The sequence below is a fragment of the Lactiplantibacillus sp. ME-2 genome, from assembly GCF_022549155.1.
Lineage (GTDB): Bacteria > Bacillota > Bacilli > Lactobacillales > Lactobacillaceae > Lactiplantibacillus > Lactiplantibacillus plantarum.
Genome location: NZ_JAKZEQ010000019.1, coordinates 1 through 26,512 on the forward strand (window position 1 = coordinate 1; position 26,512 = coordinate 26,512).

The following is a 26,512-nucleotide window of genomic DNA, read 5'->3' on the forward strand; positions in this document are numbered from 1 at the left end:
TCTACATTGCCTCAATTTGCATCTTACTTAAGTAGTTTTAAGACGGACCCTAGTTTTGTGATGTGCTTTTTGAATTTACTTTGTAATCAATACATATTTTTGAAATGATAGGCATCTTTCCAAACTAACCTCCAAATATGTTTAATCCCCTTAAAAATCAGGTTTAAATATTTTATCCTAACCATCACGTCTAGCTATAATCAAACTAGACTAGTATAATGAAAAATTACTTGAAACGGCTAGTCAGTTTAACTGACTAATTCGGATTAGTTTTAAGTGATCATAACAATTTGGGGGAAGCTTATGACAAAAATTGCGTGTGTGATTGTGACTTTTAATCGTAAAGCGCTACTTGCGGAGGCTATTGAGAGTGTCTTGACGCAGCCGGAAGCGCCAGAATATGTCTTCGTCATCGATAACGCATCGACGGATGGGACGGAGGCGTTTATTCAGCAACAATTTGACTTTGATGATCAACACTTGGTTTACGTTCGTTGTCAGCAAAATCTTGGTGGTTCCGCTGGTTTTGCAACTGGAATCCGGCTAGCATTGCAGACTGACTGTGATTGGATCTCGATTTCTGATGATGATGCGATTTTTCAGACCGGCTACTTTGCGGCGATGCGGCGAGCGATTGTGACTCAGCCGCAACAAGGCGTATTTTCAGGATCGGTGTTATTACCAAATGGACACCATGATGCGATGCATCGTGAAATGATTACCAATTCGCAAACACTGACGGTTAAGCCCATAGCCGAAGCCGACTATGCGCAGGACTTTAAGTATGATATTTTTTCGTTTGTGGGTATCTTAATGAGTCGCGGCATTGTTGAACGAATTGGGCTACCTGAACAGGATTACTTTATTCGGTTTGATGACTTTGAATATGCGCTCCGGGCTCGCAAGTATGGTCAGTTTCTAAATGTCCACGACGCGTTGGTCCTACACAAAACGACGTATACTCGTACTGCTATAGCGCCGTGGAAGGAATATTACGTGATGCGTAATCGGCTGGCATCATTATTCAAACACCGTGGGCAAACTCGGGTGACCTGCTGGTATGCCCGTCGCTTTTTAGCGCGCAAATTATTCGCCATCTTGCTTTTTCGGGATAGATGGGGCCAAGCGGGGCCACTGATAAAAGCGTATGTTCAAGGTTACCGTGATGGTTGGCATGACCGGCTTGGGCGCAATCAAGATTATTTACCATAAAGGACGTTAGGCTAAGACAAGGAGTGGACAAACATGCAATATGGGGCGATTGTGGTAACTTTCAACCGCAAACAATTACTAATCGAATCAATTACGGCACTACTGAATCAGACGGTCCCACCCGCGAAAATTATTATTATTGATAATCATTCGACGGATGGGACAAAAGCTGAATTACAAACAGCTGATATTTTGGCTAATCCAAGTGTTGATTACCGGTATTTGACCAAAAATATCGGTGGTGCTGGGGGCTTTGCTCGGGGGATGCAGATTGCGGCGGCAGATCCGAACTTGGATTGGGTTTCAATGTCCGATGATGATGCAATTTTTGAGCCAGACTATTTTGAAAAACTAATTGCTTATCAGCAAGATCATCCAAATCGCCAAATCTTGACGGGGAGTGTGTATATTGAGGATGGCCGTTTGCAAGCGGATCAGCGGAACCGGTTCACCAATTGGAGTACCTTTCAAGCGCAGGCGGTCCCTGAACGTGAATATCGCGGTAATTTTGAGTTTGACCAGTACACTTTCTGCGGTGTTTTCATGAGTGTGGCCGTGATCAAGCAAGTGGGAGTGGCGGACGCTGGCTACTTTATCTGGTGGGATGACTGTGAGTACGCGGTACGGACGGCCAAGCTGAGTCGACCGGTCAATGTGAGTGCGGCTAAATTAATTCACAAGACGGCTTTACCTTCCCTGGACTTCAAGTCTAAATTCGTACCCGATTGGCGTCTCTATTACGGGCAGCGCAATCGCTTGATTACGATTAAGCGGTGGCGTGCAAACTCATTGGTCAGTCTCGGATGGTTGCTTGGATTCTACGCCCGATTGGCCATTAAACTCTGTGGACCGTTTTATCGTGGCTATCGCAAAATGGTTATCAGAGTTTACTTGGAGGCGTTACGTGATGCGAGTCGCGAGCGTGAGGGCTTGAATCCCAACTTCATGCCGGGACAGAAGTTTTAGTGTGGGCCTGATCGTGAGCTGTCTGATGACATGGGAACCGTATACAGGCGAAACCAGTGATTATTGCAATTTAAGGTCAGATTACTAAACCAGGCCGACTCAATTTTGGACATCAGCTTCATCATTATTAACAACGAATTAAAAGCTAGTTGTGCTGAGAAAAAACTTCTTGGCACAACTAGTTTTGTGTTTTGGTGACATTTTAGACGGAAAAGCAAAATTTAATTTTTAGATTTATTTTGTAATTCGAATGGATAATTTTACTGTTTTTACAGCAACGTTTATTGGTCTTTTGACCAGTGACCACCAGAAAGCATTCAGATGATTGCTTGTATTTAGTCGCAATGGTTGAAACCGGTAATCATAATATTATTTGTTATTTAGATAGTAAATTTAATTTAGCAAGCCCCAATATTTGATTAAAACCCATTATATCCGTATGTTGAGCGATTGTTTATCACGTAATGTTTGTTATAATTCACCAAGAACAAGTTGATTTTGGGGGAATTCACATGAACGAACAATACGATTATTTGGTAGTTGGTGCGGGACTATTTGGTGCCGTCTTTGCTCATGAAGCAGCCTTACGCGGTAAACGGGTCAAAGTGATTGAAAAGCGCGACCACATTGCTGGTAATATCTACACTAAGGAAGTGGCGGGGATTCAAGTCCACCAATACGGGGCTCATATCTTCCACACTTCGGATCGTGAAATTTGGGATTACGTTAATCAATTTGCGGAATTTAACCGTTATACGAATAGCCCAGTCGCTAATTACAAGGGTCACATGTACAACTTGCCGTTCAACATGAATACGTTCAGTGAACTCTGGGGCGTTCGGACACCGGCAGAAGCAGCCGCTAAGATTGCGGAACAACGCGCGGCGGCGAATCTCGGTGATCACCAACCACGCAACTTGGAGGAACAAGCAATTGCGTTGATTGGGACCGATATTTACGAAAAGCTGATCAAGGGTTATACGGAAAAGCAGTGGGGACAAAAGGCTACGGATTTACCAGCGTTCATTATTCGGCGGTTACCGGTACGCTACACTTACGATAACAATTACTTTAACGATACTTATCAAGGTATTCCCATCGGTGGTTATACGCAGATTGTTGAGAAGATGTTAGCTCATCCTGAAATTACCGTGGAAACGAACACCGACTTCTTTGCGCATAAGGCTGAGTATCTTGCCCAATACCCGAAAGTCGTCTTTACCGGGATGATTGACCAATTCTTTGACTATCAGTTAGGGGAATTAGCCTACCGTTCACTACGTTTTGAGACTGAAACCGTGCCCGTGGATAATTATCAAGGTAATGCCGTAGTCAATTACACTGATGCTGAGACGCCGTATACCCGTGTTATCGAACACAAACACTTTGAGTTCGGTAAGGGCGATGCGGATCAAACTGTAATTACACGTGAATTTCCAGCGAACTGGCAGCGGGGTGACGAGCCGTATTATCCGGTCAATAATCAAACCAACAATACGCTCTACAAACAGTATGCGAAGCTCGCCGCGGCTGAACCCCAAGTCATCTTTGGTGGTCGACTAGGCCAGTATCGCTACTATGACATGCACCAAGTGATTCACGCGGCCTTAGTGACAGTCGCGTCGGAATTTGCAACGACCAAATAAAAGAATGTGTGATGATTGAAGATGAGAAAACGGCTAGCAATTGTGTGGGGGAGCCTAGCATTGCTCGCACTATTATTGGGATATGCTTGCTACGCCCTGAGTATTCAGCGCGGTCAAGACACGGTCACGCGGATTTATCAAACTGATCAAAATGGGACGCCGATTATTTCACCCGGACCAATTACCTTAGTAGGTAAGGTCAATCACCGCAATTTATTTCAATCTGGCATTAATGGCTATGTCTTAACGAATCGCGATCCATTGTCGACTTTGTTGCCGCGTCGTAATCAAACAGTGCATCTAAAGTATCGTTCTGCACAGACGACGGCGGAGCTACGCAAGACGCTACGTCAAGCACGGTATTTACAGGCCGGTACTCAGAATACCGCCACGCCGGTCTTTCAAAATCGACAGCAGCGAGGTGATGCGACAACGTACGGTCGTATCAGTACCAGCCAAGACGGCCGGATATGGACGAAACTACCCATTAGTTATCCGCATGTGCAATTGTCACGGCCGAGTGTCTGGTACGCGAATGGCCGCTTGACGTTGATAGATGGGCAAGACCGTTACTGGACGACTAATTTTAAAGATTGGCAACATCAACGGTTGAACTTTAACGGGGCTGATTTTAAGCAAGGTCGGGTTCAGGCCGTCTTTCCAGGTACGACTCGTTCAGCGGTTGTTATGGTTCGCGGCATTGATCGCCAAAGCAGTCGCGCCAAACTCTATTATGGACAGCTCACGAAGACTGGACGGATCAAAGCTTGGCACGCGTTACAACTAGGAAAGCTCCCAGCGCGCCAAGTCGCTGGAATGAGCTTGATTGATCAACACTTATACCTGTTTCGTCAGCGCGGTACGCAGTTGGCCATTTATCGTGCCAATCGGTTGACGCGTCCGGTCAGGTTGGTTGGTCGCGTTAAGCTAAATCATGCGCAGTCACAACGAGTGACCGCGGTGAATTTGATACCGACCACCAAGAATCGCTACCGGTTAATATTTGACTTGACGACAGCTGAAAAAGTTCAGAAACAGCCACGTTATCGGTTACTTGATCGGCGATTTAAAGCAGTGGGGCAGCAGCATCTATTGGTCACTGATTATCTCTGGAGCCAATTTCAAATTAGTCTACGTGGGAGTGAGTGAGGCACATGAAGGTACAGCCAAAGGAACGCTTTAGTCTAGCGTGGCGGTGGTTGCCGCTCGAATTGCTGATCATTATGCTAAGCGTCGGCCTTGGATGGGCGGGCAATCGATGGCTACCTAAGCCGGTGTATCAAGCATCTGTTGATATTCAGATTGCGCAAACGCCGCGTTCAGGGCTGTCAACAGCCCGTCTAAAACGTCAGCGACGCCAGGATATCAAAGCTATCACGCAGTTCAACGTGATGCCACACCAGAGTGCAGTGCTGACTCAAGCCAGCACTTATGCCTATGCGCATTATGGCATTTGGCAACCGATTCAGGAACTGAGTGAGTCGGTCCAAGCGGCACCAGTTGCGCGGCGACCGGTCTTACGGGTGACAGCAACGAGTAGTTCACGGCAAGTGGCCCAGCAGAATGCTCAGGCGTTCAATGTGGCGATTAAAGCTAATCTGACGGGCTTAAAAAATTATCGAGTGAAGACAGTTAAACGTACCGTAACGCGTGAGACGAACGTGATTCGCGGGGCGCTTTGGAAGTTAATATTAGTTGTTGGGGGCGGCTTGGCGTTGCTGAGTCCGTACCTCGTGAAATATGGTCAGGGTTGGGGGCGGCACGATGATGAGACGTAGGGGAGCAAGTATACAGCAGCACCGTAATGTGCTCTATCTGATTATCTTCGGAATCTACTTAGCCTCAGTCACACTACAGACGACGACCTTTAACGAGATGATACCGCATCGAGTGGGCGTTTTGATTGAATTAGCGACTTTGGCCGCATTACTGGGCCTCGTGGTTTGCTTAGATACCTTGACCCCCGGCCAAATTATTGGCGAAGTCAGTTTACTTGTACTGGTGACTGTCGTGATGCTCACATCGGGTGCGCATTATTTGATGCCGACAATCATGTTGGTGATTGCAGCCCGGGAAGTTTCGTTTCGGCAGATCATTCAAGTTTATCTGGGCGTCGTGGGGACGATTCTCTTGTTAGCGCTAGTTGCTGCGGAAGTCGGACTGATTAAAAATATTACGTTTGCAACTGCCGATGGGTTACGTCAGTCGTTTGGTGTCGTGTATACCACTGATTTTGCGGCCCATATTTTCTATCTGTGTGCGGCGTATTTGTATTTATTGGCCCGTCGTTTTCGATTAGTAGCGCTATTACCCGTGTTGTTTGGCCTGGCAATGATTTACCAGTTTACGAAAACGATGACGGATGTGATTGCTTTACTCGTTTTGATCAGCTTGTACTTGGTCTATATCTATCGCCGTCAGCTTCGGTGGCTTCGGCCGATGATTCGGTATAGCTTTTTGATGTTACCACTTGCTAGTGGGCTAATTATTGGGTTGTCGAATATTTTTAATTATCAAGACCGGTTGCTGGTAGCGCTCAATAATACCTTGTCCACGCGACTCGCGCTAGGGAATAACGCGTTATTAGCATATGGCGTTAAATTATTCGGCCAAGCCCCGATTCCAATTAATGGTTGGGGCGGCGATCGGTTTGAAACGTTTACCAATGGTGTTGGTGATGCAACGTATTTCTTCATTGACTCGTCATTCTTAAATATGTTGATTTCATACGGATTACTATTAACGCTGATTATAATTATCGGTATGACCTGGTTTTTGTATCAACGTACGCGGCAACACGGTTATTTGTTGCCGGTAATCTTTGTGGCCATTGCCATCAGTAGTATGTTTGATCAGCACTTCTTAGAAGTAACGTATAACGTCTTTATTCTGATGTTATTCGCTGATTTACCAAATTATCAAACGGCAGTCGGCCCCGTATTTGACCAACCTGTCGTTATTCGAAGGGGGGCGTCGTGCCGATGAATCATCAACAGGCTTATCGGGTCCAGCGGTTGATCCTGATCATCGCCCTGATGTTAATTCTATTCGGTGATACCGGGATGAACGCGGTATTTAGTTTTAGCCACCAACCACAAAGTATCTGGTTCTATCCGCAGCTCGTCATTGCATTGATGACGGCAGCAGGTCCCAACTTATTATTAATGGCCCTGGGTGCCTATCAATTGCGACGCGCGGCGTTACCAGTATCGCAGTTGATTCGCCGAGTCTTATGGATAATGGGTGGAATTACCTTATTCTCACTGGCCTTCTATCTTGAAGACTTGGTGACGCAAGGCAGTTTAACTAGTTTTAACATCGCCGGCTTTTTTACCGCGTTAGCCCAAGCGCCGGTGGGCTTTTATGATATTTTATATGAACTATTGGGCTTCTTTGTCACCTTGCCGTTGTTAAGGGTGATTGCACACCATGCGAGTGTTGCGATTCAGCAATACCTATTTTGGGCGGAGCTCGTATTTATTGGCATGGTACCAATCTTGGCCTATTTCACTGGCTTGACGACGATCAGTGTTAATCCGCCGCTCGCGATTACGGCCGGTTGCTTTTTTGCATTGATGGGGTATTGGTTGAGCCAAACGGAGGTGTTACACCGGATTACGCGAGAACACCTCTTAGTGGCGTGGTTGCTGACATGTGGGTGCTATGCCGTGATGGTGTCAGTCACGATGTATCAAGTGAATCTGGAAAAGAATTTTGACCTTATCAGCAGCCAGCCATTTGCCCAAACCTTTCAGGCAATTCCATGTTTGACGCTGTGGGTGACGATTGCCACCTGGATGATGAACCGGCCACGGTCCAAAGCAGTACGCCGGCATAACTTTGTTCAAACGGGTTATGGTGATATGCTGGTGGCCGGTCTACTGATTACACCATTTATGGTCATTAATCGGTTGCTGACACCAATTATTGGTGCGTGGTGGTCTGGTTGGCTCTGGAGTATCGCGGTGCTGATCGTTAGCGTTGAACTAGTATGGTTATTACGACATGTCCGCTGGTTGCAACGGTTATTACCAGATTTATTTGGTGGCTCCCAGTTAATAGGAGGCTCAGTTAATGCGCAAAAGAATTGAGTGGATCGATATTGCAAAGGGAATCGCAACTTTAGCGGTCGTGATTGGTCATACCTTGGGCCCCTATAACGGGCAATTCTTCGGTAGTTTGATCTTCGCCTTTCACATGCCGATTTTCTTCATGTTGAGCGGTTATTTGTATCACTCACGCCCGGCACGACAAGAATGTCAGCGTGGCATCATTAACCTATTACTACCGTATCTCGCAACGGCAGTTGTGCTCTTAGTCGTAAGTGCGATAGCCCGATTATTACCGAATCCGCTCCTTAATGCGTATTTTCCAAGCTGGCGACAAGGACTAATTGCCACGGCATACGGGGCCGGTTCGGCAGTGTTCAATCCGTGGCACTGGCAAGTTCAACCGATTGGGGCCGTGTGGTTCTTGCTCAGTATGTTTATTGCGCTGCAACTGTTCAATGTTGTGATGCTACTAACGGTCCGACGTCATCAGCGCTGGCATCAGGCCATTGTACGGGGCGGGGTGTTCGCTATTTTCGCAATCTTAGGTGGTTGGCTCGGTCATGTCGCTTATTTACCGTGGGCCGTTAACGCCGCGTTGTTAGCACAGCTCTTTTTATATGCTGGCTACCTCGTTAAACAAACAGCCCTGCTAAGTCGGATATCATCAGCTTGGTATTTATTATTCACGTTCATGTGGTTAGTGAGTGCTTTTCAGGGTTATTTTGCGTTGACAGTTCCAACATCGCCTAATCTGTTGATTAGCGTCACGGGGGGCGTTACTGGCAGTTTGTGTATCATTCGCGTCAGTGACTGGCTTAGTCATTATCCGAATGCGCGGCCGATTAAGTGGTTAAAACGCTACGGTCAGTTATCGCTAGTGGTTCTGTGTTTTCATTTGATCGATCTAAACGTGATTGGCATTGAAGGATGGTTGACGAATCATTTGATTACCCATATGGGACCACTCGTGACGACGATCATCGCAATCAGTTACCGGATTGGCTTCGTGACGGTTGCCATGCTGGCAATTCCGCATCTTCCGGGAATTCGAGCTTGTTTTTTACCTCGGCAGTATCTATTTCGCCGGCTACAACGTCGTTAAATTACTGTGTATAATCCGGCAAATACTGAGATAATTAATTGACCTAACAGTCACGTGCAAATACTTGCATTATTAAATGATGGAAAATTTATCATGATTTGAATCACAAATTTCATACCAGAGGGGGACTGGCAAATGAAAGTACAAATTTATGTAGCGGCTCATAAGCCGTATCAAATGCCACAGGATCCAACTTACCGACCTATTTTTGTTGGTGCTGCGATCCATGGGGGTGCACCACAAAATTATCAACCTGATAACGTCGGTGACAACATTTCGGCAAGCAACCCGAACTTTAACGAGCTAACGGCGATGTACTGGATCTGGAAGAACTGTCATGCGGATGTTAAGGGTTTGAATCAATATCGACGCTACTTGTCTGAGGCACCTAAACGCAAATTAGCCGGTATTTTATCAATGACCGAAATTGAAAGTTTATTGCAGCAATATGATGTCATCGTACCAAAAAAGCGCCATTATTATATTGAATCGAATTATTCACATTACGTTCACGCACATCATCGGGAACCACTGGACATGATGCGAACGGTTATTAGTGAACGTCATGCCGCCTACTTAGATGATTTTGATCAGTTGATGCATCAAACGTCGGCGCACATGTTTAACATGATGATTATGGCGGGTCCTAAGTTTGACGACTATGCCAAATGGGTCTTTGATATTCTGTTTGCTGTGCGTGACCGGATCGATATTGCGGATTACGATGTCCAAGAAGCTCGCGTTTTCGGGTACTTATCTGAGTTCCTATTGGACGTGTGGATCAACCATAACCAACTTGAGTACGTGGAAGTCCCGGTAATGTACATGGAAAAGCAACAGTTACCGGCGAAAGCGTATAATCTGTTGAAACGTAAGTTCTTCCCACAAGCTGCTAAACGGACTCATTTTTAGGGTGCCGGCGATTAATTAGAATATTGAAGTGGTAAGTGGGAGTCAGCCGCTGATGAATGATGCGGCATGCCAATTAATGAGATAACGACTTAATAGTTTAAAAATGCGCCACTCACTAGACGATGATCGGTCTAGTGAGTGGCGCATTTTAAGTCTGTTGTATAAATTAGTAATTGAACGTAGTGGTTATTACATCCGGGTTCGCAATTTCGCAGCATTAGTCAGTACTGGCGGCTGAAGCAGGAACAATAGTCCGACGTAAATCAGGGCACCAATGCCAATCTGCAAGGCCAGATTAAGGTAAGAAGCGGTCATACTGATGTTCAAGGCGTAAACGACGGCGAACATGACCACACCGGCGAGCACGTACTTCAAACTACCCGTAAATAATTGTCTGGTCGCCAACGTATGTCGAGTCACGACTAACTGGTAGCCAGTGACACAAACTTCCGAAATCAAAGTGGCGCACATGGCACCGGCCACGCCCCAAAACCAAATAAGTGGGATGTTGCAAGCGATGTTGACGAGGGCCCCGATAGTGACGGAAATCGTATAGGTCTTAGTCTGCTTAGTCGGTAGCAGAAACTGCTGACCAAGCACGTTGCTCATCCCAATTAGGATGATGACGGGTGCCTCAATCATCAACAGTCGGTCGACTGCCCCAAATGCCCGTCCAAAAAATAAGGGTGCGAGCGTCGTTGCGACCGCTGCCACGCCGAGAGCCATTGGAATCGCAATCGCGAGCACAAAGTCAAAGGACATGTATAAGTATTGTTTGACGCGTTCAAGTTGCTGCTTCATGAAGAGGTTGGCAATGTGGGGCAACATGACTGTCCCAGTCGCTGTCACGAGCGCTAAAACGAGTTTGATCAACTTGTCGGAGTAATCGTAAAATCCGGCGGCGGTTAGCGAATCCATTTGCCATAACATGGTCTTATTCAAGGCAAGGTAAACTGTCGTGGCGATTTGTGGCACGAATAACGCTAATGAGGGCCGCAGATGCCGGAAGAGATTCAATTGACGCCAGTTGGGCCGTTCGACACTATGTCGTAAGTATGGCCACAGTGTCAGATTGCCCAAAACTTGTGAGCCCGCTAAAATCAAAATGTAGATTCCGGTGTCTTGCCGAGTCTTCACGAATGCGAAAATCGCAATCACAGAAGCAATCTTGACAAGCATGTTACGGAGTACGGTTTTCTTGAAATCCTCGAGACCCATAAAGTACCAAGAAATATCAACAGCACCCGCAATAATATAAAATGATTGATAGAAAAAATAAATTTGCAATTGGTGCTCAAAAAAAAGAAAAACTAAAAAGGCGAGATAAGCACAACTGATGGTCAATAACTGTAATATTTCAATTTCCCAAAAAGTTTGTGAGCGTTGCCCCCGATTATCACGAATAAAGGCAATTTCGCGATTACCATAAATTGTAATACCGACCGTTCCGAACAATAGAAAGTAAGTAATGATCGAATTGGTCGTTGCATTGATACCGACGCCGGTCGGCCCTAAGACCCGTGAGATATACGGGACGGTTAGGAGGGGCGTGAGTAAAATTAAGAGGTTATACCCCGCTGTATAAAAGTAATTCCTTATGATTCGCATGAGTGGCTCCTTGTGGCAGTTAAGCAGTCTAACGTCGAATTTCTCAACATTCAATTCATTGTATCACAGCCAATTAGCCGGTTGATAGTGGTTTTAACTGGCTAGGGTTGGTTATTAACAAACTTATTATTTTATAAATTAGAAAGTATTTTTATTGTTAATTAACTGAGGAGTGACATAGTTATATCAACGATAATTAAATTGGAGGACTGGCTTAATACTTGGAGAACCCCAGTAAGTTGTGTTCGTGCGCACTTATGATCAAGGACTGAAAATTTGGCCGGTAGGGTTGTGGAATCAATGATGATTGCAGGAGCGGGGAGATAACTTTGATGGTATGGCGAGCGAATGGTGCGTGGTGTGTTCAAATCAATGGGTTACAAAAACGCACAACCAAATTTCCCCTTGAGTTTGGTTGCGCGTTTTGTTTTTATGTTTAATAAGCGCCATTAGGCTTGAACATAATGACCACGGTCTTGAACAGAATGTAGACATCAAATGCGACACTCCGTTTAGAAATGTAAGTTAAGTCTAACTTAACCATTTCATCAAAACCGACACTGTTACGAACGGTTGCTTGCCATAAACCGGTACAACCTGGCTTGACGGCTAACCGTTGTTTGTCATAGTCGGAATATTCTTCGACTTCCCGTGGCAATGGCGGCCGGGGTCCAACTAAGCTCATCGAGCCTTGAAGGACGTTTAGCAATTGTGGTAGTTCATCAATGCTATACTTACGGATGAATCGCCCAATCTTAGTTACGCGGGGATCATCCTGCATTTTGAACATGGCACCATCAATCTCGTTATCTTTAAGTAATTTTTCCAACAATTCATCGGCGTTGGAAACCATCGAGCGAAATTTATACATCTTGAATGGGACTTCGCCACGACCTAACCGTGTCTGCGAGTAGAAGACGGCGCCTTTAGGATCTTCAACTTTAATCGCAATTGCAATTATCAAGAAGAGTGGTGATAAGATGATGAGGCCTAAGAGGCTAGCGACAAAGTCAAACACGCGTTTAATGAACCGATAACCATAACGACGATGCTGACGCCCGGCGTCAATCGTAATCGGCCTGATTTCTCGTTCCTTCAATTCCATAAGTAACACCCTATGCTTCCTTTAAATATTTTCCCCCGTAAATCACAGCCAGGTTAATCTATTACTACTGTTCGGGTTACCACAAACTGACTATGTATGAACCATATTGATACAACCTAATGATTATAGTACAAAATAGCTATCAAGTAAATATGCTTGATACGATTAACTTTGCAGCCTTGCTAATCTCATTATAGCAAATATTGTACTGGAATAAACCAATATTTGAAGTGCAATCGTGCGACAGCCGGTTTTAGCTATTTTGGCTAGTGGAAGTTTGGTTAACTATAATTTACCAGCATTTTAACAAGTTGCAATTATTAGCAACTTAAAAGCGCGCAACTGTTAGTAAAAGTGGTGCGTCGTAAAATTAGTTAATGAACAGAAAAAATAGCAGCTACGTATTCTAATGAGTTATGGGTTTAGGCCTAATAATTGTGACCGGGATAAAATATGAGGGGAAAGTGAATCAATCTATGAAAAAATAATTGAGGTGATTATAGTACTAAAAACGGTATGATAGTGATGACTCTGCCAATTGGTGAATAAATATTTGCTAAGCATTAACTATGTGTTAACCTAGCAATCGCGTAATTTAAGACATACGGTTAGAATAAGTTATAAGCTGAATGAAGCGTAAAGAGCTCGTTCTTATCACGGTCATTAAGTAGAAGATAGTCCAAATTAATGAATCTTTTTGTGGCTATGGTTACAATGGCTGCTGATATTGGCCCATCGTTCGAAAGTAAGCTGGCAAATTTTAGGTTGCTACGGTGGCTTTCTCGCGTGATTTCTCACACATTCCCCCTAGGTTTTCACCACCGTTCAAGGTACAATTAGATTAGAGCTCAAATTCAAGTGAAAAGGATGTCCGATATGAATGACGATTGGATCACGGTTTTTCCCGCGGATTATAATAATTCGTACCACTTAATTTTGAAACGGGGGACGGCCCATTATGCGTACTACTACTTTAAGGTTGATAAGCTAGATCAACGGGTCATTTTCTATGATGACATTGAGCGTAGCGGTATTTCAATCAAGACTCAGATCACGCGGACGTTTATGCGGGCACTGGTTAAAGCAATTGATTGGCATCCGGTCGGTAACAGTATTATTATCGAGATTTACCCTGTCGACCGTCAAGAGACGAAGGCAATGCGGCTATCTTGTGATATTTAGCTCTGAAGTGATTGCCAAGAGTAAGACGACTTTAAATGATAACCAAAGAATCCCCGGTCAATTACTGACCGGGGATTCTTGTAATTGCAGGTAACGCGAGGTTAAGCCTTTGGTGCAGTGACGATTGGTGTCTCGATGGTTTCGACGTACTTAGCGGCAAGCGGTTCGGCGACTAAGTTTTCGCCATCCTTCACGAATAGCTTGGTGGCAGCGAGGTCCGCCATTGCCTTGCTAACAACGTCTTTACTCAAGTTGTCGTTGGCGTAGTGTAACTTCAAGTGGTGAACCTTGTTTGTGCTAGTCTTAAAGCTTAAGTCTAAAGTTTTCATGGGCGCTTCCTCCTATTATTATGGGTGTGTTAAGCGATGGGTTGTGGATCGTAGCGGTAGGCGTTGGCCAAGTTAGCGGCCGTGAACTGGTCGCCCGTCAAGACTTCGACGATCTTGCCAAAAGCGGCAAGTTGTTCGTCAGTTGCGTCTTGGGCGATTGCGTTAAAGGTTTGCTTACGTTGTTCGTCCAATTCCGTAGTTGTTTGAACAGTCAGGGTTGCTTTTAACCAAGTTTTAGTCATGATGAGTTCCTCCTTGAATTTTGTGGTGGTAGGCTGGCCAGCTTACATTAATACAGACGGTTGAGCTTGACGATTTGTGCAAGGTTTGCCCAAACTTTTTTGACTAGCACCCATTTAATCCGCAAACTCGGTGATGGTTCGAACGGTAATACTGATGAGCTTCTCAGCGAATAGTGGGGTCAGAATGGTAATCAAGCTAGTAAGGTCGCTGTCGGTCAGTTCGCGACCTGCTAACCAGTGTTGGTGGAACTGGCGTTGGTTAGAATTAGTTACTGTGAGCAGTACATGTGTGTTCATCCAAATATACATCGTGAGTTCCTTTCAGACTGCGACAGTCTTGTTAGTTAATTGGTGGTTTGTTGCTGGTAAAGCTTGTGGGCCTTGACGAGCAGACTGGCCCGCCAGTTGTAGACTGTTCGGCGGCTGACCTGGTGGCGCCGCATGATACTGCTAACGGTCTGTTCTTCGAAAAAGAATTCGGTGAGATAAATCCGCTCACCTGGCCGACATTGAACAAGGAGTTCTGTTAAGAGGGCGGTTAATTGCCAATGGGTCTCTTGTTCGGTCATGGGATCAATGGTAATGGGTAGTGCGTGTTCTAAGTTGACTTGTGACTGGGTGCGCAAAGTTTGTTTACGTAGATAGTCGACAGTTCGCCACTTGATACGGCGAAATGCAAATTTACGAAAATCTGGTAAGTTAGCGGGCAATTCGGGCGCGTAGTTCTGGTAAGCAGACAGCCAAGTCAGGTGGGCCACGGTTACACAATCTTCGAATTGCGGGTGGTATTTGGTGACTTGGGCGGCTTTTAAAGCGCCGTATAGTAACCGTTGGTGCTCGGGTCGGGCGAGTAAATCGAAAGCAATTTGATTATCAAAACGGTCAGCGTGCATCTAAATAACCCCATTTATGAGCGATTTCCTTGGCCAAGGTTGATATCAGTGTAGCGAGCGGTCGCAACTGACGCAGGTCGTGAAAATGGACTGAAAAGTGACGATTTATTTTCATTATTAATGTTCCAATGAGATTTGGATAGATTACAGACCAACCACTTTCCTAGATTGTACGTAATTGTTATGATGTGATTAATCTAAAATAACCGCGGACAGCGGGGGCTCGGCTGGTGAATGTTAGAGATAAATACCGACTTTGAGGGGGATTTTCCATCTATGAACCAAAATATTGACGTTCCGCATCACGTTAACACTTTTTGGCAGTGCCACGCTGGTACTTGGGACACCCGACAGCCACAACGATTATTAGTCATCGCGCAACGCTCAGAACTTGCCACAATCGACGTGCTGGAGACACTTTTTCTACTTGACATAAAACACCTGACATGTGTTGAAAATACGCTAATCTTTGATCGTCAACGGGGATTGATCAAGACAAAACTGACGACGCGCCAGATCATGATGAATTACGCTGGCCGTCTGGGGTTATCTGGGACACAGTTGATCAAGCAACTCGCCGGTGAACTCGGTTTATCGAAACACAAGTTACCTGTGATTCACGGTGATGCGATCCTGATGCCGTTAAGTACGGCCAAACGGGGAACAACCAGCTGGTACAATCGGCATTATTTGAAGCATATCGAGGCTCAAGGATTTATGACGGCCTTAGTTTATGATGGTCAAATTACGATTCAAGTAGATATGAGCGAGCGCGTGGCCACTCGCCAACTTGCGAAGGCTGGTCAATTACAAGCAGCGCTACAGGAACATCATCGCCGGCGATTAGTGCCCGATCAATCGGTACTTTCAATGGCGGACACGGATCACGAGATGATGCAGTCGTATACTGACCAAGTCTTAAAGCACTTTGGCATCTTAGCACTTCCTGGAGAAATTAGTTGTTTGACGCGGCGATTTTTCGGTAAACTATAGGAGTAAAGATTAAATGATGGGAGTTGGTGTCGTTGACTAAGAAAGTCACGAAGATTGTCGCGCAAAAGCGAGCTGGACGTTATAACATTTATTTAGACGAGCAGTACGCTTTTCCAATCAGTGAGTCGGTGATGATCAAGTTCCGCGTTTTTAAGGGCATGGAAGTTGATGAACAACTGCAAGCAGCGATGATTGCGGCGGACGATGTCTCCAAGGCGTATATGCGCGCGCTGGATTATCTCTCACATCAGTTGCGTACCGAAAAAGAAGTTCATGACAAGTTACGGGATGAAGAAATTGACGAGTCGGTTATCGACGCGACGATGCAACAATTACGTGAGTTGCGGTTATTGAACGACCAACAGTATGCGGATGCCTTTGTGCGGACGGCCAAACGGACCAGTGACAAGGGGCCACGGGTGATTCGGCAGAACTTACGACAAAAGGGTGTGGGAGAGCAGCTGATTGATGACGCGCTGGCCGGGCAGTTTAGTGCTGAAGAGCAGATCGATAATGCCAGTGAACTTGCGCGTAAACTGGCAAAACGGTATCACCGCCAAGCTTTTAAGACCATGCAACAGAAAGTTCGCCAAGGTATGATGACGAAGGGCTTTGATAATGACACGATTACGGCTGCGATTGCGAGTTTGGCATTAGAACCCGACGAAGATGAACAGTGGGAAGCCCTCGTTGCACAGGGGGCGAAGTTGTGGCAACGCAATCGCAAGTATGCGTTTCGTGAACGCATGATGCGCACGAAACGCAGCCTGTTCCAAAAGGGCTTCATGATGGACGATATCAATCGATTTATCGACGAACAAGTTGCTGATGAATGAAAAGGTTGAATTACCTGCCCGCACGCCATAAAAATCTGGTATAATGTTTAATGAAATTCGATGAAAATTTACCCTCATTTTAGAAAGTTGGGTTAATATGGCGCGCGAGGCTAAGGGACCTAAGGAAGGCGACTTCATTACGATCAAAAGCTATAAGCACGACGGAAGTTTACATCGAACTTGGCGCGATACAATGGTACTCAAAACAAGCGAGAACGTACTAATTGGTTGTAACGATCACACACTAGTCACCGAGGATGATGGTCGCCGGTGGGTGACGCGGGAACCTGCAATCGTTTATTTTCATAAGCATTATTGGTTTAATATCGTGGCGATGATTCGCGATAACGGCGTTTCATACTATTGCAACTTAGCATCACCATACGTGTTAGATAAAGAGGCTTTGAAGTACATCGACTATGATTTGGATGTCAAAGTCTTTCCCGATGGTGAGCGGCGGTTGTTGGATGTTGATGAGTACGAAGAACACGGTGCCCAATGGCGTTATTCGGCTGATACTGATCGCATTTTAAAAGCAAATGTGAAAGTCTTAGTTGATTGGATCAAAAACAAAAAAGGCCCGTTTTCACAAGACTACATTGATATCTGGTATAGTCGCTATCAAGAATTATCACGTCGGCAATAGCTCTGCTGACGGTCTGTCAGCGGCGTAATTAAAGTACAAAGGGAGTGACTCCGTGCTGGGGTGCTCCCTTTTGTGTTCTGGTTGCGTCTCGACATTGAATAATAAAAGGTGATTACCGGCCGTCATGGTTGACACAAGTCATGATAATTAGGACAATAAAAAGCGACCCACAAGTCGCCTCTGTGGGTCGGGTGAAAATAGGAATTACACTTTTAAGCGCCAAAGTTGACTGGTCGTGAATAGCCAACCGCGTGCCACCACGGAACATAGACTTTTTCATTTTTGACACCATTGTCCTGAGCGTCAATCATCTTTCCACCACCAACATAAATACCGACGTGTGATATCGAACCTGTGCCACTACCAAAGAAGACTAAATCGCCTTTTTGGGCGCGCTGTTTGGAAATTTTGGGATATTGTCGGTACTGAGCTTGGGCCACGCGTGGTAAGGTTTTCTGCGCAGCTTGCTGGAAGACATACTTAGTGTAACCGGAACAGTCGAACGTGTTCGGACCGACCGCACCATAGACATAGCGATGGCCAAGTTTGGATTTGGCCACGTTATAGAGGTTAGTGAAAGATCTGGTGCTCTTCTTGAGGGAGCCGGTCTTGACCCAGCCACGAACACGGGTATTAGCACTCGTTATAAAATAATAATTAGCCGTGGTATTATTAGCTAAACGAATTTGCCGTTGTTGGGTGACAAACCAAGTGGTATTACCATATTGTCGAAGCGTTCCCCGACTCTGGATTTTAAGATTATTTGCGGCACCACTCATGTTATAGAAGCCGCCCTGAGTATTCTTCGTCAGGTAGGCGCTTTTAGTAAGATTAGTGGTTTTAATGACGCGATTCGTTGAGCTGGCATCGACGTTTGGTGCTTGCCAAAGCCCCACCGTGAGGCCTAAAATAGCAACAATCAGTGTGATAAGACGTTGTTTCATATGTATTTCCTCCCCGAAAATCCCCATGTCCATCTCATTCAATAACGCTGACCCCATCATAAGCGCTCATTGTAACAAAGTTGTTGCAAATGAGTTGCGGTTCGATTAAGTAATGTCTACAGCTTGAGTGGATTAACAATAATTGATTAGATCTTGACCGATAGGAGTGACGAACTTGGCTTTTTTGAAGATTGATAACGGTGAATTACTTAAGAATATTCGGCAATTTGCCAAGAAGAATGGATTGACCTTAGCGGAAGTAGCGACCTTAGCAGGCTTAAGTGCGAGTGCCATCTATAGTTGGAAAAAGCACACGCCGTCAGTCGGTACGCTTAAGGAAGTTGCTCAAGTGCTCGGTACGAGTTATACCAAATTGGTTGGTAAGGATAAAGAACCGACAGCTAAGGCGACCAATGCCGCTGCTGTTGATCTTAAAAAAGTGATTGAAAACAAGAAAAACCAGTTTGAATACGACGGCCAGCCGATTACTAATGAACAAATGAAAATTATCAGAAACGTCTTGAAGTCGATGTTCAAGACCCCGCGACTTTAATTTTAAGTAAAACTCGGTTCTTTTAGGTGCAACTGGGACCTGCTTAGTGTAAAATATTGCTCAGTTACTTGAATAATTGCTAGCAGCGCTTGACGGGTTTGAATGAATGGTGCACAATGGCAACAATTATGGAACGGATTGGGAGATGGGCGTATGAAAAAAGTTACTACCGCATTAGCAAAAAAGAATATCAACCAGTTGTTAACGATTGTTAATCAAGGCCACGATACCATTGAGGTGGAAAATCCCAGTACCCAAGATTCAGCGGTAATGGTTAGTATGAAAGACTGGTTGCAGATTGTCAGCCAATTAGCCAAAACGAATCATCATGACATGGAATTCAGTTAAATAATAACAAAGAACTAATCGTGCCAGTCAAGGTTCGCTTAGTCCAATAAGCTAAAGGCACCACCGACATAATCATGTCGGTGGTGCCTTTTTGAAAGTGTTAGTTCGTTGACGTTTGAGTGCTGATTAGTCGGTCTGACTTTCAGCGTACTTGGTTTTGATATAATCAGCTGAAACTTGTAATTTTTTCAATTCTTCGTCTGTGAGATCCAATTGAACTTGTTCGACGATCCCGTCACGACCAACGACGGCTGGATATGAAAGGTATACGCCGTATTCTTCCCGGAAATTTGAAACGGGGAGTTCGGTGAGGGCGTCATTCAAGACCGTGTTGGCTAAGCGCACCGCGGCCGTTGCCACGCCATAACTCGTATATTTTTTGCCATGGAAGACCCGGAAGCCACCGTCGCGTGATTCGGCGTCTAGTTTGGTTAAATCTAAACCGCGGTCAGCGGCTAATTTGGTAATTGGTTGACCTAACACGCGTACCGTTGACCAAGCTGTAAATTGGGAATTGCCGTGTTCACCCAGGTTGTAGCCGGCCACGGACCGTGAATCCAGGTGTAGTGCACTGGCGACCGCTCGTTTCATTCGTGCAGAGTCCAGTAGTGTTCCTGTCCCAATCACATGATTCTTTGGCAACCCGGTAACCGCTTGGTAGATCGACGTGATGACGTCCACGGGATTAGTAATGACGACTAGAATTCCGTTGAAACCACTGGCTTTGATTTTAGCAGCGACGTCTTTGACTTGTGTGCTGGTAAAGGGTAATTCTAGGAAGCGGTCATTAGTTGGTGAATCTTGTAACTTAATATTCCCGATAGCTGAGATAATGACATCGGCATCAATGAGACTGCTATAGTCATTGATAATGATATTCGTGTGATAAGGTAAATTAGGCATTGCATCCTGAAAATCAAGCGCGTCTGCTTCAACTTTGCTGGTGTTCGTATCGATGAGGACAAGGTCATCGGCAAAGCCATTGGCGACGATGTAGTGAGCGGCGGTTGAACCGACGTGTCCCATTCCGATAATGGCAATTTTACGTGACATAATGTAGCGCTCCTTTGAAAGTTTATCGTTCATTAATTAAATTACCATTATTCTCATTGATTTTAAATAGATTTTGTGAGAAATATCGAAATCGTATTCGGACTAAGTGAAATAGGGTATAATTAACGCATTAATAGTTGCACCAAGAAAGGGAGGAGCGCGAGTGTTTAAGCGCCTAAAAGATTCGGCCTTGTTATTTTGGTCACTTGAAATTTTGATTGTGGCGACCTTGATCTGGGTCTGCACGAACATTGGTTTTTTGTTTCAGCCAATCGGCACGTTTTTAAGTGTCGTGTTCATGCCAATTTTGATTTCAGGATTTTTATTTTATATGTTGAATCCCTTGGTCAAGTTGTTGACTAAGGTTCATTACAAGAAGTTTCGGATTTCTCGAACCGGAGCTGTGGCTATCGTATTTGTGCTATTATTCGGGTTACTGGTGTGGGGAGCGGTTTCCCTATTGCCACGGTTAGTCAGTCAGGTGACACAACTGATTTATAACCTACCAAGTATTGCCACTGAGATGCAAAAAGCCGCTACTAAGCTGATCAATAATAGTTCGGTACTGAAAAGAATTGACATTAGCTCGTACACCAAGCAATTCAATGGTGAAATCAGTAAGTATTCTCAGAACTTTTTGTCATCATTATCAAGTAGTGTTGTTACGGTGATTTCCACGATTACGAGTGTGACGATCATGGCAATTACGATTCCAGTCGTATTGTTCTATATGTTGAAGGATAGTGAGAAATTCATTCCAGCTATCAGTCGGTTCTTACCGAAGAAACAGCGGCCTGAAGTCATTGGTTTACTACAAAAGATGGGCGACACGATTTCTAGTTATATCAGTGGTCAGGTTATTGAGTGTCTCTTCGTGGGGACGTTTACGGCGATTGGCTACATGTTGATCTCGCAACCATACGGGTTATTGCTTGGCGTGATTGCTGGATTGACGAACATTATTCCGTACGTAGGACCTTACATTGGAATCGCGCCATCACTCATCGTGGCCTTCACCAAGTCACCGATGCAGGTAGTGTACGTGATTATCGTAGTCGTGATTGTTCAACAGGTTGATGGAAACTTAATCTATCCCAACATTATTGGTCGGACACTCAAAATCCACCCGTTAACGATCATTATTTTATTACTAGCAGCGGGAAATATTGCCGGAATTCTTGGCATGATTTTAGCGATTCCGTTCTATGCTGTGGTCCGGACCGTGGTTATTTACCTCTATAATATTGTCGAGTTACGAAATGAGGAGCACTTGCGCAAGCAAACGACGGTCTATCAGCCGCAACCTGCTAAGGCGACTAAAGCAGACTTGACGACGACCACTAAATCAAAAAAGTAGTCTGTGCTATAATTGGTGAATTAAGATTGAACGTGGCATAAGGAGTGATTTTTTGAAGAAAGTAATTACGTATGGGACATTCGATTTGTTGCATAAAGGCCATATTCGGTTGCTTAAGCGTGCACGGGCCTTGGGCGATCATTTGACCGTTTGCGTCTCGACCGACGAATTCAATGCTGAGAAGGGTAAGCATGCGTACACCTCGTATGAGGATCGTAAGTATATTTTGCAAGCCATTCGCTATGTCGATGAAGTGTTACCTGAGAAAAGCTGGGATCAAAAAATCCGGGATGTCGTTGATAACGATATTGATATTTTCGTGATGGGTGACGATTGGCGCGGCAAGTTTGATTTTCTAAAAGACTACTGCGAGGTGGTCTATTTGCCCCGTACTGAAGGCATCTCATCGACGCGTATCAAGCACGATTTAGGGATGCAATCCAAGGATTAACCACTAAGCTAGATGATTTATCAGTCACAAAACACCGCCGTTACCCGCAACTTCAAGCTGCGTAACAGCGGTGTTTTAATTAACAGTTATTAGTAAGTCACGCCTAAATGACCATGGACTGGTTCGATGCGGATTATAGTTAGCATTCAGCCAGTTCAAAGGGCTTAATGGAAGATGGCGTTGAGCGCCAACACGCCTCCGAGACCGCAGACAGCGATGATCGTTTCTAACATCGTCCATGTAAGCAGCGTTTGCTTGACGGTCAGGTCGAAGTATTCCCGGAACATCCAGAAACCAGCGTCGTTCACGTGAGAAGCGGCGACACTCCCAGAGCCGATGGCAATTACCATCAGGGCGGGGTCGATACCAGCTTGCGTCATTAACGGCGCAACTAGGCCGGCTGCCGTGAGGGCCGCTACGGTAGCGGAGCCGAGTGAGACCCGTAAGATGACAGCGACTAGCCAGCCAAGAATCAGTGGTGAGATGCTGCTGCCACTGAACAACTGGGCCACGGCCTTACCAACACCCCCATCAATTAAGATCTGTTTGAAGGCGCCACCCCCACCGATGATTAGTAATAACATGGCAATTGACTTAGTGGCATCTTCGATGGTGGCCGTGATGGCCTTATTGGTCTTGTGTTGGTGAATCCCCATTGACCAGAGGGCGAATAATAGTGAAATTAACATGGCAATTCCGGGTGCCCCAATCAAACGAATGATTTGGTCAAGGGTCGACGGGTTTTTAGGTGTCACACCGTGATCAACGACTAATTCGTAGACGGTGGTGATTGTCATCAGAATCACGGGGAAGAGCGCCGTTAAGACACTGAGTCCAAACCCGGGTGCTTCAGATACTTTGAATTGACGTTTGTTACTGCTAAGTGGCAGGTGTGGTTTACCGGTGAATGCGTCAGGAACCATCTTTTGCGCCCAGCGTGAAAAGAGCGGTCCTGCGATATAAACAGTTGGAATCGCAATAATGATCCCGAATAGTAGCACATGACCCACGTTCGCATTTAGCGTCGTCGCAATTGCAGTTGGTGCCGGGTGCGGTGGTAAGAATCCGTGAGTAACAGATAATGCGGCGCCCATGGGAATCCCCAGATAGAGAACGGGAACTTGTGCTTCGATCGCAATGGCAAAGACGATTGGAATCAACAAGACGATCCCAACTTCGAAGAAGAGGGCAATCCCGATGATAAATGAGGCGACTACGATGGCAATTTGTAGCCGTTTGCGCCCGAAAATATCCAATAGTGTCGTGGAAATCGTGTAAGCACCACCAGCATCGGCTACTAAGCGGCCGAGCATGGCACCGAAGCCGAAGACTAGTGCTAACTCACCCAGTTGACTGCCAATCCCGTTCTGAATACTAGTAGCAATCTTAGTTAATGGCATCCCTAGTCCGATTCCGACGACGACGGCCGTAACAATCAGTGCAATATAGGTATTCAGCTTGAATTTAATAATTAATAGTAATAGTAGTAGGATGCCGAGTGTAAGAACAACAAATGGCATAGTGGACACTCCTAACGATTTAGAGTAGCAATTTCGTGATATAACGGTGCCAATTGCGCCGTTACGTGGTCAAAAACGACTTGGTGTTGATGATATAACTGGTGGTTGGCGGCGTTGGGTTGATAAGTCTCGGTTGCACCAATCATGGCGTGAATCGCGGTTAAATCATCAATATGCCCCAGTGCCTTGAGTCCAATCACGGCCGCTGCTAGACAGGAACTTTCGAAGCTCGCTGGAATCGTAATGGGTTGTCCCAATACGTCAGTCAAAATTTGCCGCCATAAACTTGAACGGGCAAAGCCACCAGTGGCCCGAATCGCATGAACTGGTTCGGCGGCTGCCGTCAATTGTAGGACGGTATTCAGGTTCATCACGATACCCTCTAAGACTGCACGCGCGATATCGGCTTTGGTCGTGGTTGTGGTGACGCCTAGCAGTGAACCGCGGGCATCCGCATTCCAGAGAGGCGCGCGTTCACCACTTAAGTAGGGGTGAAATAAGAGTCCGTGGGCACCGACGGGAACGGTTGCGGCAAGCGCTGTCAATTGGTCGTATGGATCTTGTTGATTCGCACGGGCGGTTTGGCTTTCAGTAGTGAAGAGTTCATCGCGGACCCACCGGAAGACTTGACCACCGTTATTGATTGGCCCACCAACAATCCAGTGGTGCGGCGCGACGTAGTAACAAAATAGTCGGCCTTCAGGATCCAAGTATGGTTGTTTCGTCATCACCCGTACAGCACCGGAAGTGCCAATCGTAATGGCCGCAACTCCTGGTTCATCAGCCCCCACCCCCAAGTTTGAAAGGGCACCGTCACTTGCACCCATGATAATTTTCGTTGTGGGTGCGAGTCCCAGGGTTGATGCTGCGACTGGTGTCAGTCCATCGATCACGGCGTCGGTATCGACCAATGGTGGTAGCTGCGTGCGGGTGATGCGTGCATAGTCGAGCGCGACAGGTTCCCAATCGAAGTTATAAAGATTGAATAGGCCAGTGGCGTTGGCCATTGAATAATCCATTTGAAGTTGGCCCGTCATTTTGTAAATCAAGTATTCTTTAATTCCGACTACGTGACAGGTTTGTGCTAGTAATTCCGGTGAATGATGGGCAAGCCAGTGAAGCTTAACCAGGGGACTCATCGGGTGAATCGGCGTTCCCGTAAGGTGATATAGGCGATCGCCCAGGGGTTGACTTTTCAATTCAGCGGCGTCTTGTGCGGCCCGGTTATCTGCCCAAGTGATGACCCGGGTCAGCGGTTGTTTCTGACTGTCAAGTAGGATCAAGCTGTGCATTGCGGATGAAAAGGCGATTCCTTCGATGTCTTCGGGATCAATGCCAGCACTTACTTGATGGATGGTCGCTTGGACTGCCTGCCAGATTTCTTGCGGGTCCTCTTCGGCCGTGGTCACGGTATCATGATAGAGTGGGTAGCCAACGTTGGCACTCGCAATTACGTGACCCTGGTGGTCGTACAAGACGGATTTGGTACTTGTGGTTCCTAAATCAGTTCCAATAAGGTAAGTCATGGTGCTTCGTTCCTCCTATTCGTGATCGACAGCGTGGCCACCAAACTCGTTACGTAGGGCGGCAACAACTTTACCAGTGAATGTGTCATCGGTTTCTGAACGGTAGCGCATCATCAAGGCCATCGCAATGACCGGGGTGGCGACTTGTTGGTCTAGGGCCGTGTCTAAGGTCCAGCGACCTTCACCGGATGAATGCATAACACCCTTGATGTCATCTAGATTACCATCCTTGCTGAATGCATCTTGAGCTAAGCCCATTAACCAGCTGCGAATGACTGAGCCGTTATTCCACATTTTGGCGACGGCCGCGTTGTCGTAAGTGAACTGACTATGCTGTAAAACGTCAAAGCCTTCACCTATTGCTGCCATCATACCATACTCAATTCCGTTGTGGACCATCTTCAGGTAATGACCACTGCCAACAGGGCCGGTGTACAAATACCCATCGGGAGCGGCAATCGCTTTAAATAGTGGTTCGACGACTTGGAAAGTGGCGAGGTCGCCACCAATCATAAAATTGCCGTCGTGGCGTGCACCAGCTTGACCGCCCGACGTCCCGACGTCTAAGAAGTTGATGTGGTGACTTGCCAGTAATTCGCCGTGGCGGATACTATCTTGATAGTGCGAATTACCGCCATCGAGGACGATGTCACCTGCACTTAAAGTCTGGGCTAACTGTTCGATAACGCTGTTGGTTGCCTTACCAGCGGGTACCATGATCCACACGATCCGTGGTGTTGGCAACTGGTCAAGCAAATTGGTGAGATCCGTGGCCGTCGCCAACCCGTGAGCACTGGCGGTACTAAGATTAGTGGGGTTAAGATCCATTCCCACTGGCGTGTGCCCGTTATCCTGCATGTTCAACGCTAAGTTCATTCCCATTTTACCTAAGCCAATCAATCCTAATTTCATGATGAAACCCCTCTTTTATATGAAAAATATTAAGTGCTTTTTGTATTCGCTTACATTGTAATAAAACTATTTACATAAATCAACCATATATTTGTAAATTATTTTCATTAGACTGAAAATAATG

The 26,512-nt window shown here is 45.8% G+C and carries 28 protein-coding genes; 17 read left to right on the top strand and 11 right to left on the bottom strand.

What is annotated here, in order from left to right; translation table 11 throughout:
• Positions 1 to 303: 303 nt before the first annotated feature.
• From MMY95_RS08305 to MMY95_RS08345, 9 genes are all read left to right on the top strand, one after another.
• Positions 304 to 1,212 carry a glycosyltransferase family 2 protein gene (locus tag MMY95_RS08305; RefSeq protein ID WP_053338797.1) on the top strand — a complete coding sequence of 303 codons (909 nt, stop codon included), beginning with the start codon at positions 304 to 306 and terminating at the stop codon, positions 1,210 to 1,212.
• A gap of 33 nt (positions 1,213 to 1,245) precedes the next feature.
• The gene (locus MMY95_RS08310) at positions 1,246 to 2,178 is read left to right on the top strand and encodes a glycosyltransferase family 2 protein (protein ID WP_024002496.1); all 933 of its coding nucleotides are present in this window, start codon (positions 1,246 to 1,248) and stop codon (positions 2,176 to 2,178) included.
• 512 nt (positions 2,179 to 2,690) lie between these two features.
• Positions 2,691 to 3,824 carry a UDP-galactopyranose mutase gene (glf, locus tag MMY95_RS08315; protein ID WP_003644178.1) on the top strand — a complete coding sequence of 378 codons (1,134 nt, stop codon included), beginning with the start codon at positions 2,691 to 2,693 and terminating at the stop codon, positions 3,822 to 3,824.
• A gap of 21 nt (positions 3,825 to 3,845) precedes the next feature.
• Positions 3,846 to 4,973 carry a polysaccharide biosynthesis protein gene (locus tag MMY95_RS08320; protein WP_238352289.1) on the top strand — a complete coding sequence of 376 codons (1,128 nt, stop codon included), beginning with the start codon at positions 3,846 to 3,848 and terminating at the stop codon, positions 4,971 to 4,973.
• 5 nt (positions 4,974 to 4,978) lie between these two features.
• The gene (locus MMY95_RS08325; RefSeq protein ID WP_223843879.1) at positions 4,979 to 5,602 is read left to right on the top strand and encodes a polysaccharide biosynthesis protein; all 624 of its coding nucleotides are present in this window, start codon (positions 4,979 to 4,981) and stop codon (positions 5,600 to 5,602) included.
• Positions 5,589 to 6,809: a polysaccharide biosynthesis protein gene (locus MMY95_RS08330; RefSeq protein ID WP_104795619.1), complete on the top strand. Its 1,221-nt coding sequence runs from the start codon at positions 5,589 to 5,591 to the stop codon at positions 6,807 to 6,809. Before MMY95_RS08325 ends, MMY95_RS08330 begins: the two co-directional genes overlap by 14 nt.
• Complete coding sequence (locus tag MMY95_RS08335) at positions 6,806 to 7,915, top strand: polysaccharide biosynthesis protein (protein WP_104795620.1); 1,110 nt, start codon at positions 6,806 to 6,808, stop codon at positions 7,913 to 7,915. The genes MMY95_RS08330 and MMY95_RS08335 overlap by 4 nt, the downstream gene beginning before the upstream one ends.
• Positions 7,899 to 8,978 carry an acyltransferase family protein gene (locus MMY95_RS08340; RefSeq protein WP_241277591.1) on the top strand — a complete coding sequence of 360 codons (1,080 nt, stop codon included), beginning with the start codon at positions 7,899 to 7,901 and terminating at the stop codon, positions 8,976 to 8,978. The genes MMY95_RS08335 and MMY95_RS08340 overlap by 17 nt, the downstream gene beginning before the upstream one ends.
• Before the next feature lie 135 nt (positions 8,979 to 9,113).
• Positions 9,114 to 9,890: a DUF4422 domain-containing protein gene (locus MMY95_RS08345; RefSeq protein WP_202861331.1), complete on the top strand. Its 777-nt coding sequence runs from the start codon at positions 9,114 to 9,116 to the stop codon at positions 9,888 to 9,890.
• 189 nt (positions 9,891 to 10,079) lie between these two features.
• Here the strand turns inward: MMY95_RS08345 and MMY95_RS08350 are convergent, their stop codons facing one another.
• The gene (locus tag MMY95_RS08350) at positions 10,080 to 11,498 is read right to left on the bottom strand and encodes a polysaccharide biosynthesis C-terminal domain-containing protein (RefSeq protein WP_104795623.1); all 1,419 of its coding nucleotides are present in this window, start codon (positions 11,496 to 11,498) and stop codon (positions 10,080 to 10,082) included.
• A gap of 436 nt (positions 11,499 to 11,934) precedes the next feature.
• Positions 11,935 to 12,603 (bottom strand): sugar transferase, encoded by a 669-nt coding sequence (locus tag MMY95_RS08355; RefSeq protein WP_047673142.1) that lies wholly within the window; start codon positions 12,601 to 12,603, stop codon positions 11,935 to 11,937.
• Between the two features lie 876 nt (positions 12,604 to 13,479).
• On the opposite strand from MMY95_RS08355, the gene MMY95_RS08360 reads away from it, so the two are divergent.
• Entirely contained in the window at positions 13,480 to 13,785 is a 306-nt protein-coding gene (locus tag MMY95_RS08360) for a hypothetical protein (protein ID WP_011101326.1), read from the top strand.
• Between the two features lie 101 nt (positions 13,786 to 13,886).
• Here MMY95_RS08360 and MMY95_RS08365 read toward each other — a convergent pair whose 3' ends face one another.
• The 4 genes from MMY95_RS08365 to MMY95_RS08380 all read right to left on the bottom strand — a co-directional run bounded on the left by MMY95_RS08365 (position 13,887) and on the right by MMY95_RS08380 (position 15,249).
• A complete protein-coding gene (locus MMY95_RS08365; protein WP_003643208.1) occupies positions 13,887 to 14,114 on the bottom strand; it encodes a DUF2922 domain-containing protein in 228 nt (75 codons plus the stop codon).
• Between the two features lie 29 nt (positions 14,115 to 14,143).
• A complete protein-coding gene (locus MMY95_RS08370) occupies positions 14,144 to 14,356 on the bottom strand; it encodes a hypothetical protein (protein ID WP_003644190.1) in 213 nt (70 codons plus the stop codon).
• A 114-nt stretch (positions 14,357 to 14,470) separates the two neighbouring features.
• Positions 14,471 to 14,653: a hypothetical protein gene (locus tag MMY95_RS08375; RefSeq protein ID WP_225442998.1), complete on the bottom strand. Its 183-nt coding sequence runs from the start codon at positions 14,651 to 14,653 to the stop codon at positions 14,471 to 14,473.
• Between the two features lie 47 nt (positions 14,654 to 14,700).
• Positions 14,701 to 15,249 (bottom strand): sigma-70 family RNA polymerase sigma factor, encoded by a 549-nt coding sequence (locus MMY95_RS08380; RefSeq protein ID WP_003645957.1) that lies wholly within the window; start codon positions 15,247 to 15,249, stop codon positions 14,701 to 14,703.
• A 234-nt stretch (positions 15,250 to 15,483) separates the two neighbouring features.
• Here MMY95_RS08380 and MMY95_RS08385 point away from each other — a divergent pair, with 234 nt between their 5' ends.
• The 3 genes from MMY95_RS08385 to MMY95_RS08395 all read left to right on the top strand — a co-directional run bounded on the left by MMY95_RS08385 (position 15,484) and on the right by MMY95_RS08395 (position 17,724).
• The gene (locus MMY95_RS08385) at positions 15,484 to 16,242 is read left to right on the top strand and encodes a competence protein ComK (protein ID WP_053267069.1); all 759 of its coding nucleotides are present in this window, start codon (positions 15,484 to 15,486) and stop codon (positions 16,240 to 16,242) included.
• Between the two features lie 32 nt (positions 16,243 to 16,274).
• Positions 16,275 to 17,078 (top strand): recombination regulator RecX, encoded by an 804-nt coding sequence (gene recX, locus MMY95_RS08390; RefSeq protein ID WP_016511295.1) that lies wholly within the window; start codon positions 16,275 to 16,277, stop codon positions 17,076 to 17,078.
• Positions 17,079 to 17,175: 97 nt separating this feature from the next.
• Positions 17,176 to 17,724 (top strand): DUF402 domain-containing protein, encoded by a 549-nt coding sequence (locus MMY95_RS08395; RefSeq protein ID WP_003643214.1) that lies wholly within the window; start codon positions 17,176 to 17,178, stop codon positions 17,722 to 17,724.
• Between the two features lie 212 nt (positions 17,725 to 17,936).
• On the opposite strand, the gene MMY95_RS08400 is transcribed toward MMY95_RS08395, so the two are convergent.
• Positions 17,937 to 18,668: an NlpC/P60 family protein gene (locus MMY95_RS08400; protein WP_027822088.1), complete on the bottom strand. Its 732-nt coding sequence runs from the start codon at positions 18,666 to 18,668 to the stop codon at positions 17,937 to 17,939.
• A 175-nt stretch (positions 18,669 to 18,843) separates the two neighbouring features.
• On the opposite strand from MMY95_RS08400, the gene MMY95_RS08405 reads away from it, so the two are divergent.
• Positions 18,844 to 19,221: a helix-turn-helix transcriptional regulator gene (locus tag MMY95_RS08405; RefSeq protein ID WP_003645954.1), complete on the top strand. Its 378-nt coding sequence runs from the start codon at positions 18,844 to 18,846 to the stop codon at positions 19,219 to 19,221.
• 153 nt (positions 19,222 to 19,374) lie between these two features.
• Positions 19,375 to 19,569 carry a type II toxin-antitoxin system Phd/YefM family antitoxin gene (locus tag MMY95_RS08410; protein WP_003645953.1) on the top strand — a complete coding sequence of 65 codons (195 nt, stop codon included), beginning with the start codon at positions 19,375 to 19,377 and terminating at the stop codon, positions 19,567 to 19,569.
• A 126-nt stretch (positions 19,570 to 19,695) separates the two neighbouring features.
• On the opposite strand, the gene MMY95_RS08415 is transcribed toward MMY95_RS08410, so the two are convergent.
• Positions 19,696 to 20,622, bottom strand: a complete 927-nt coding sequence (locus tag MMY95_RS08415) for an L-lactate dehydrogenase (RefSeq protein WP_003644197.1) — start codon at positions 20,620 to 20,622, stop codon at positions 19,696 to 19,698.
• 163 nt (positions 20,623 to 20,785) lie between these two features.
• Here MMY95_RS08415 and MMY95_RS08420 point away from each other — a divergent pair, with 163 nt between their 5' ends.
• Positions 20,786 to 21,979 carry an AI-2E family transporter gene (locus tag MMY95_RS08420; protein ID WP_003643221.1) on the top strand — a complete coding sequence of 398 codons (1,194 nt, stop codon included), beginning with the start codon at positions 20,786 to 20,788 and terminating at the stop codon, positions 21,977 to 21,979.
• 52 nt (positions 21,980 to 22,031) lie between these two features.
• Positions 22,032 to 22,430 carry a glycerol-3-phosphate cytidylyltransferase gene (gene tagD / locus MMY95_RS08425; RefSeq protein ID WP_003643222.1) on the top strand — a complete coding sequence of 133 codons (399 nt, stop codon included), beginning with the start codon at positions 22,032 to 22,034 and terminating at the stop codon, positions 22,428 to 22,430.
• Between the two features lie 164 nt (positions 22,431 to 22,594).
• Here tagD and MMY95_RS08430 read toward each other — a convergent pair whose 3' ends face one another.
• From MMY95_RS08430 to gnd, 3 genes are read right to left on the bottom strand one after another with little or no spacing between them, the layout of a single operon-like run.
• Positions 22,595 to 23,950 (bottom strand): gluconate:H+ symporter, encoded by a 1,356-nt coding sequence (locus MMY95_RS08430; RefSeq protein WP_003643223.1) that lies wholly within the window; start codon positions 23,948 to 23,950, stop codon positions 22,595 to 22,597.
• Between the two features lie 11 nt (positions 23,951 to 23,961).
• The gene (locus MMY95_RS08435) at positions 23,962 to 25,476 is read right to left on the bottom strand and encodes an FGGY family carbohydrate kinase (RefSeq protein ID WP_104795626.1); all 1,515 of its coding nucleotides are present in this window, start codon (positions 25,474 to 25,476) and stop codon (positions 23,962 to 23,964) included.
• Positions 25,477 to 25,491: 15 nt separating this feature from the next.
• Complete coding sequence (gene gnd, locus MMY95_RS08440) at positions 25,492 to 26,388, bottom strand: phosphogluconate dehydrogenase (NAD(+)-dependent, decarboxylating) (protein WP_003644199.1); 897 nt, start codon at positions 26,386 to 26,388, stop codon at positions 25,492 to 25,494.
• Positions 26,389 to 26,512: the final 124 nt, after the last annotated feature.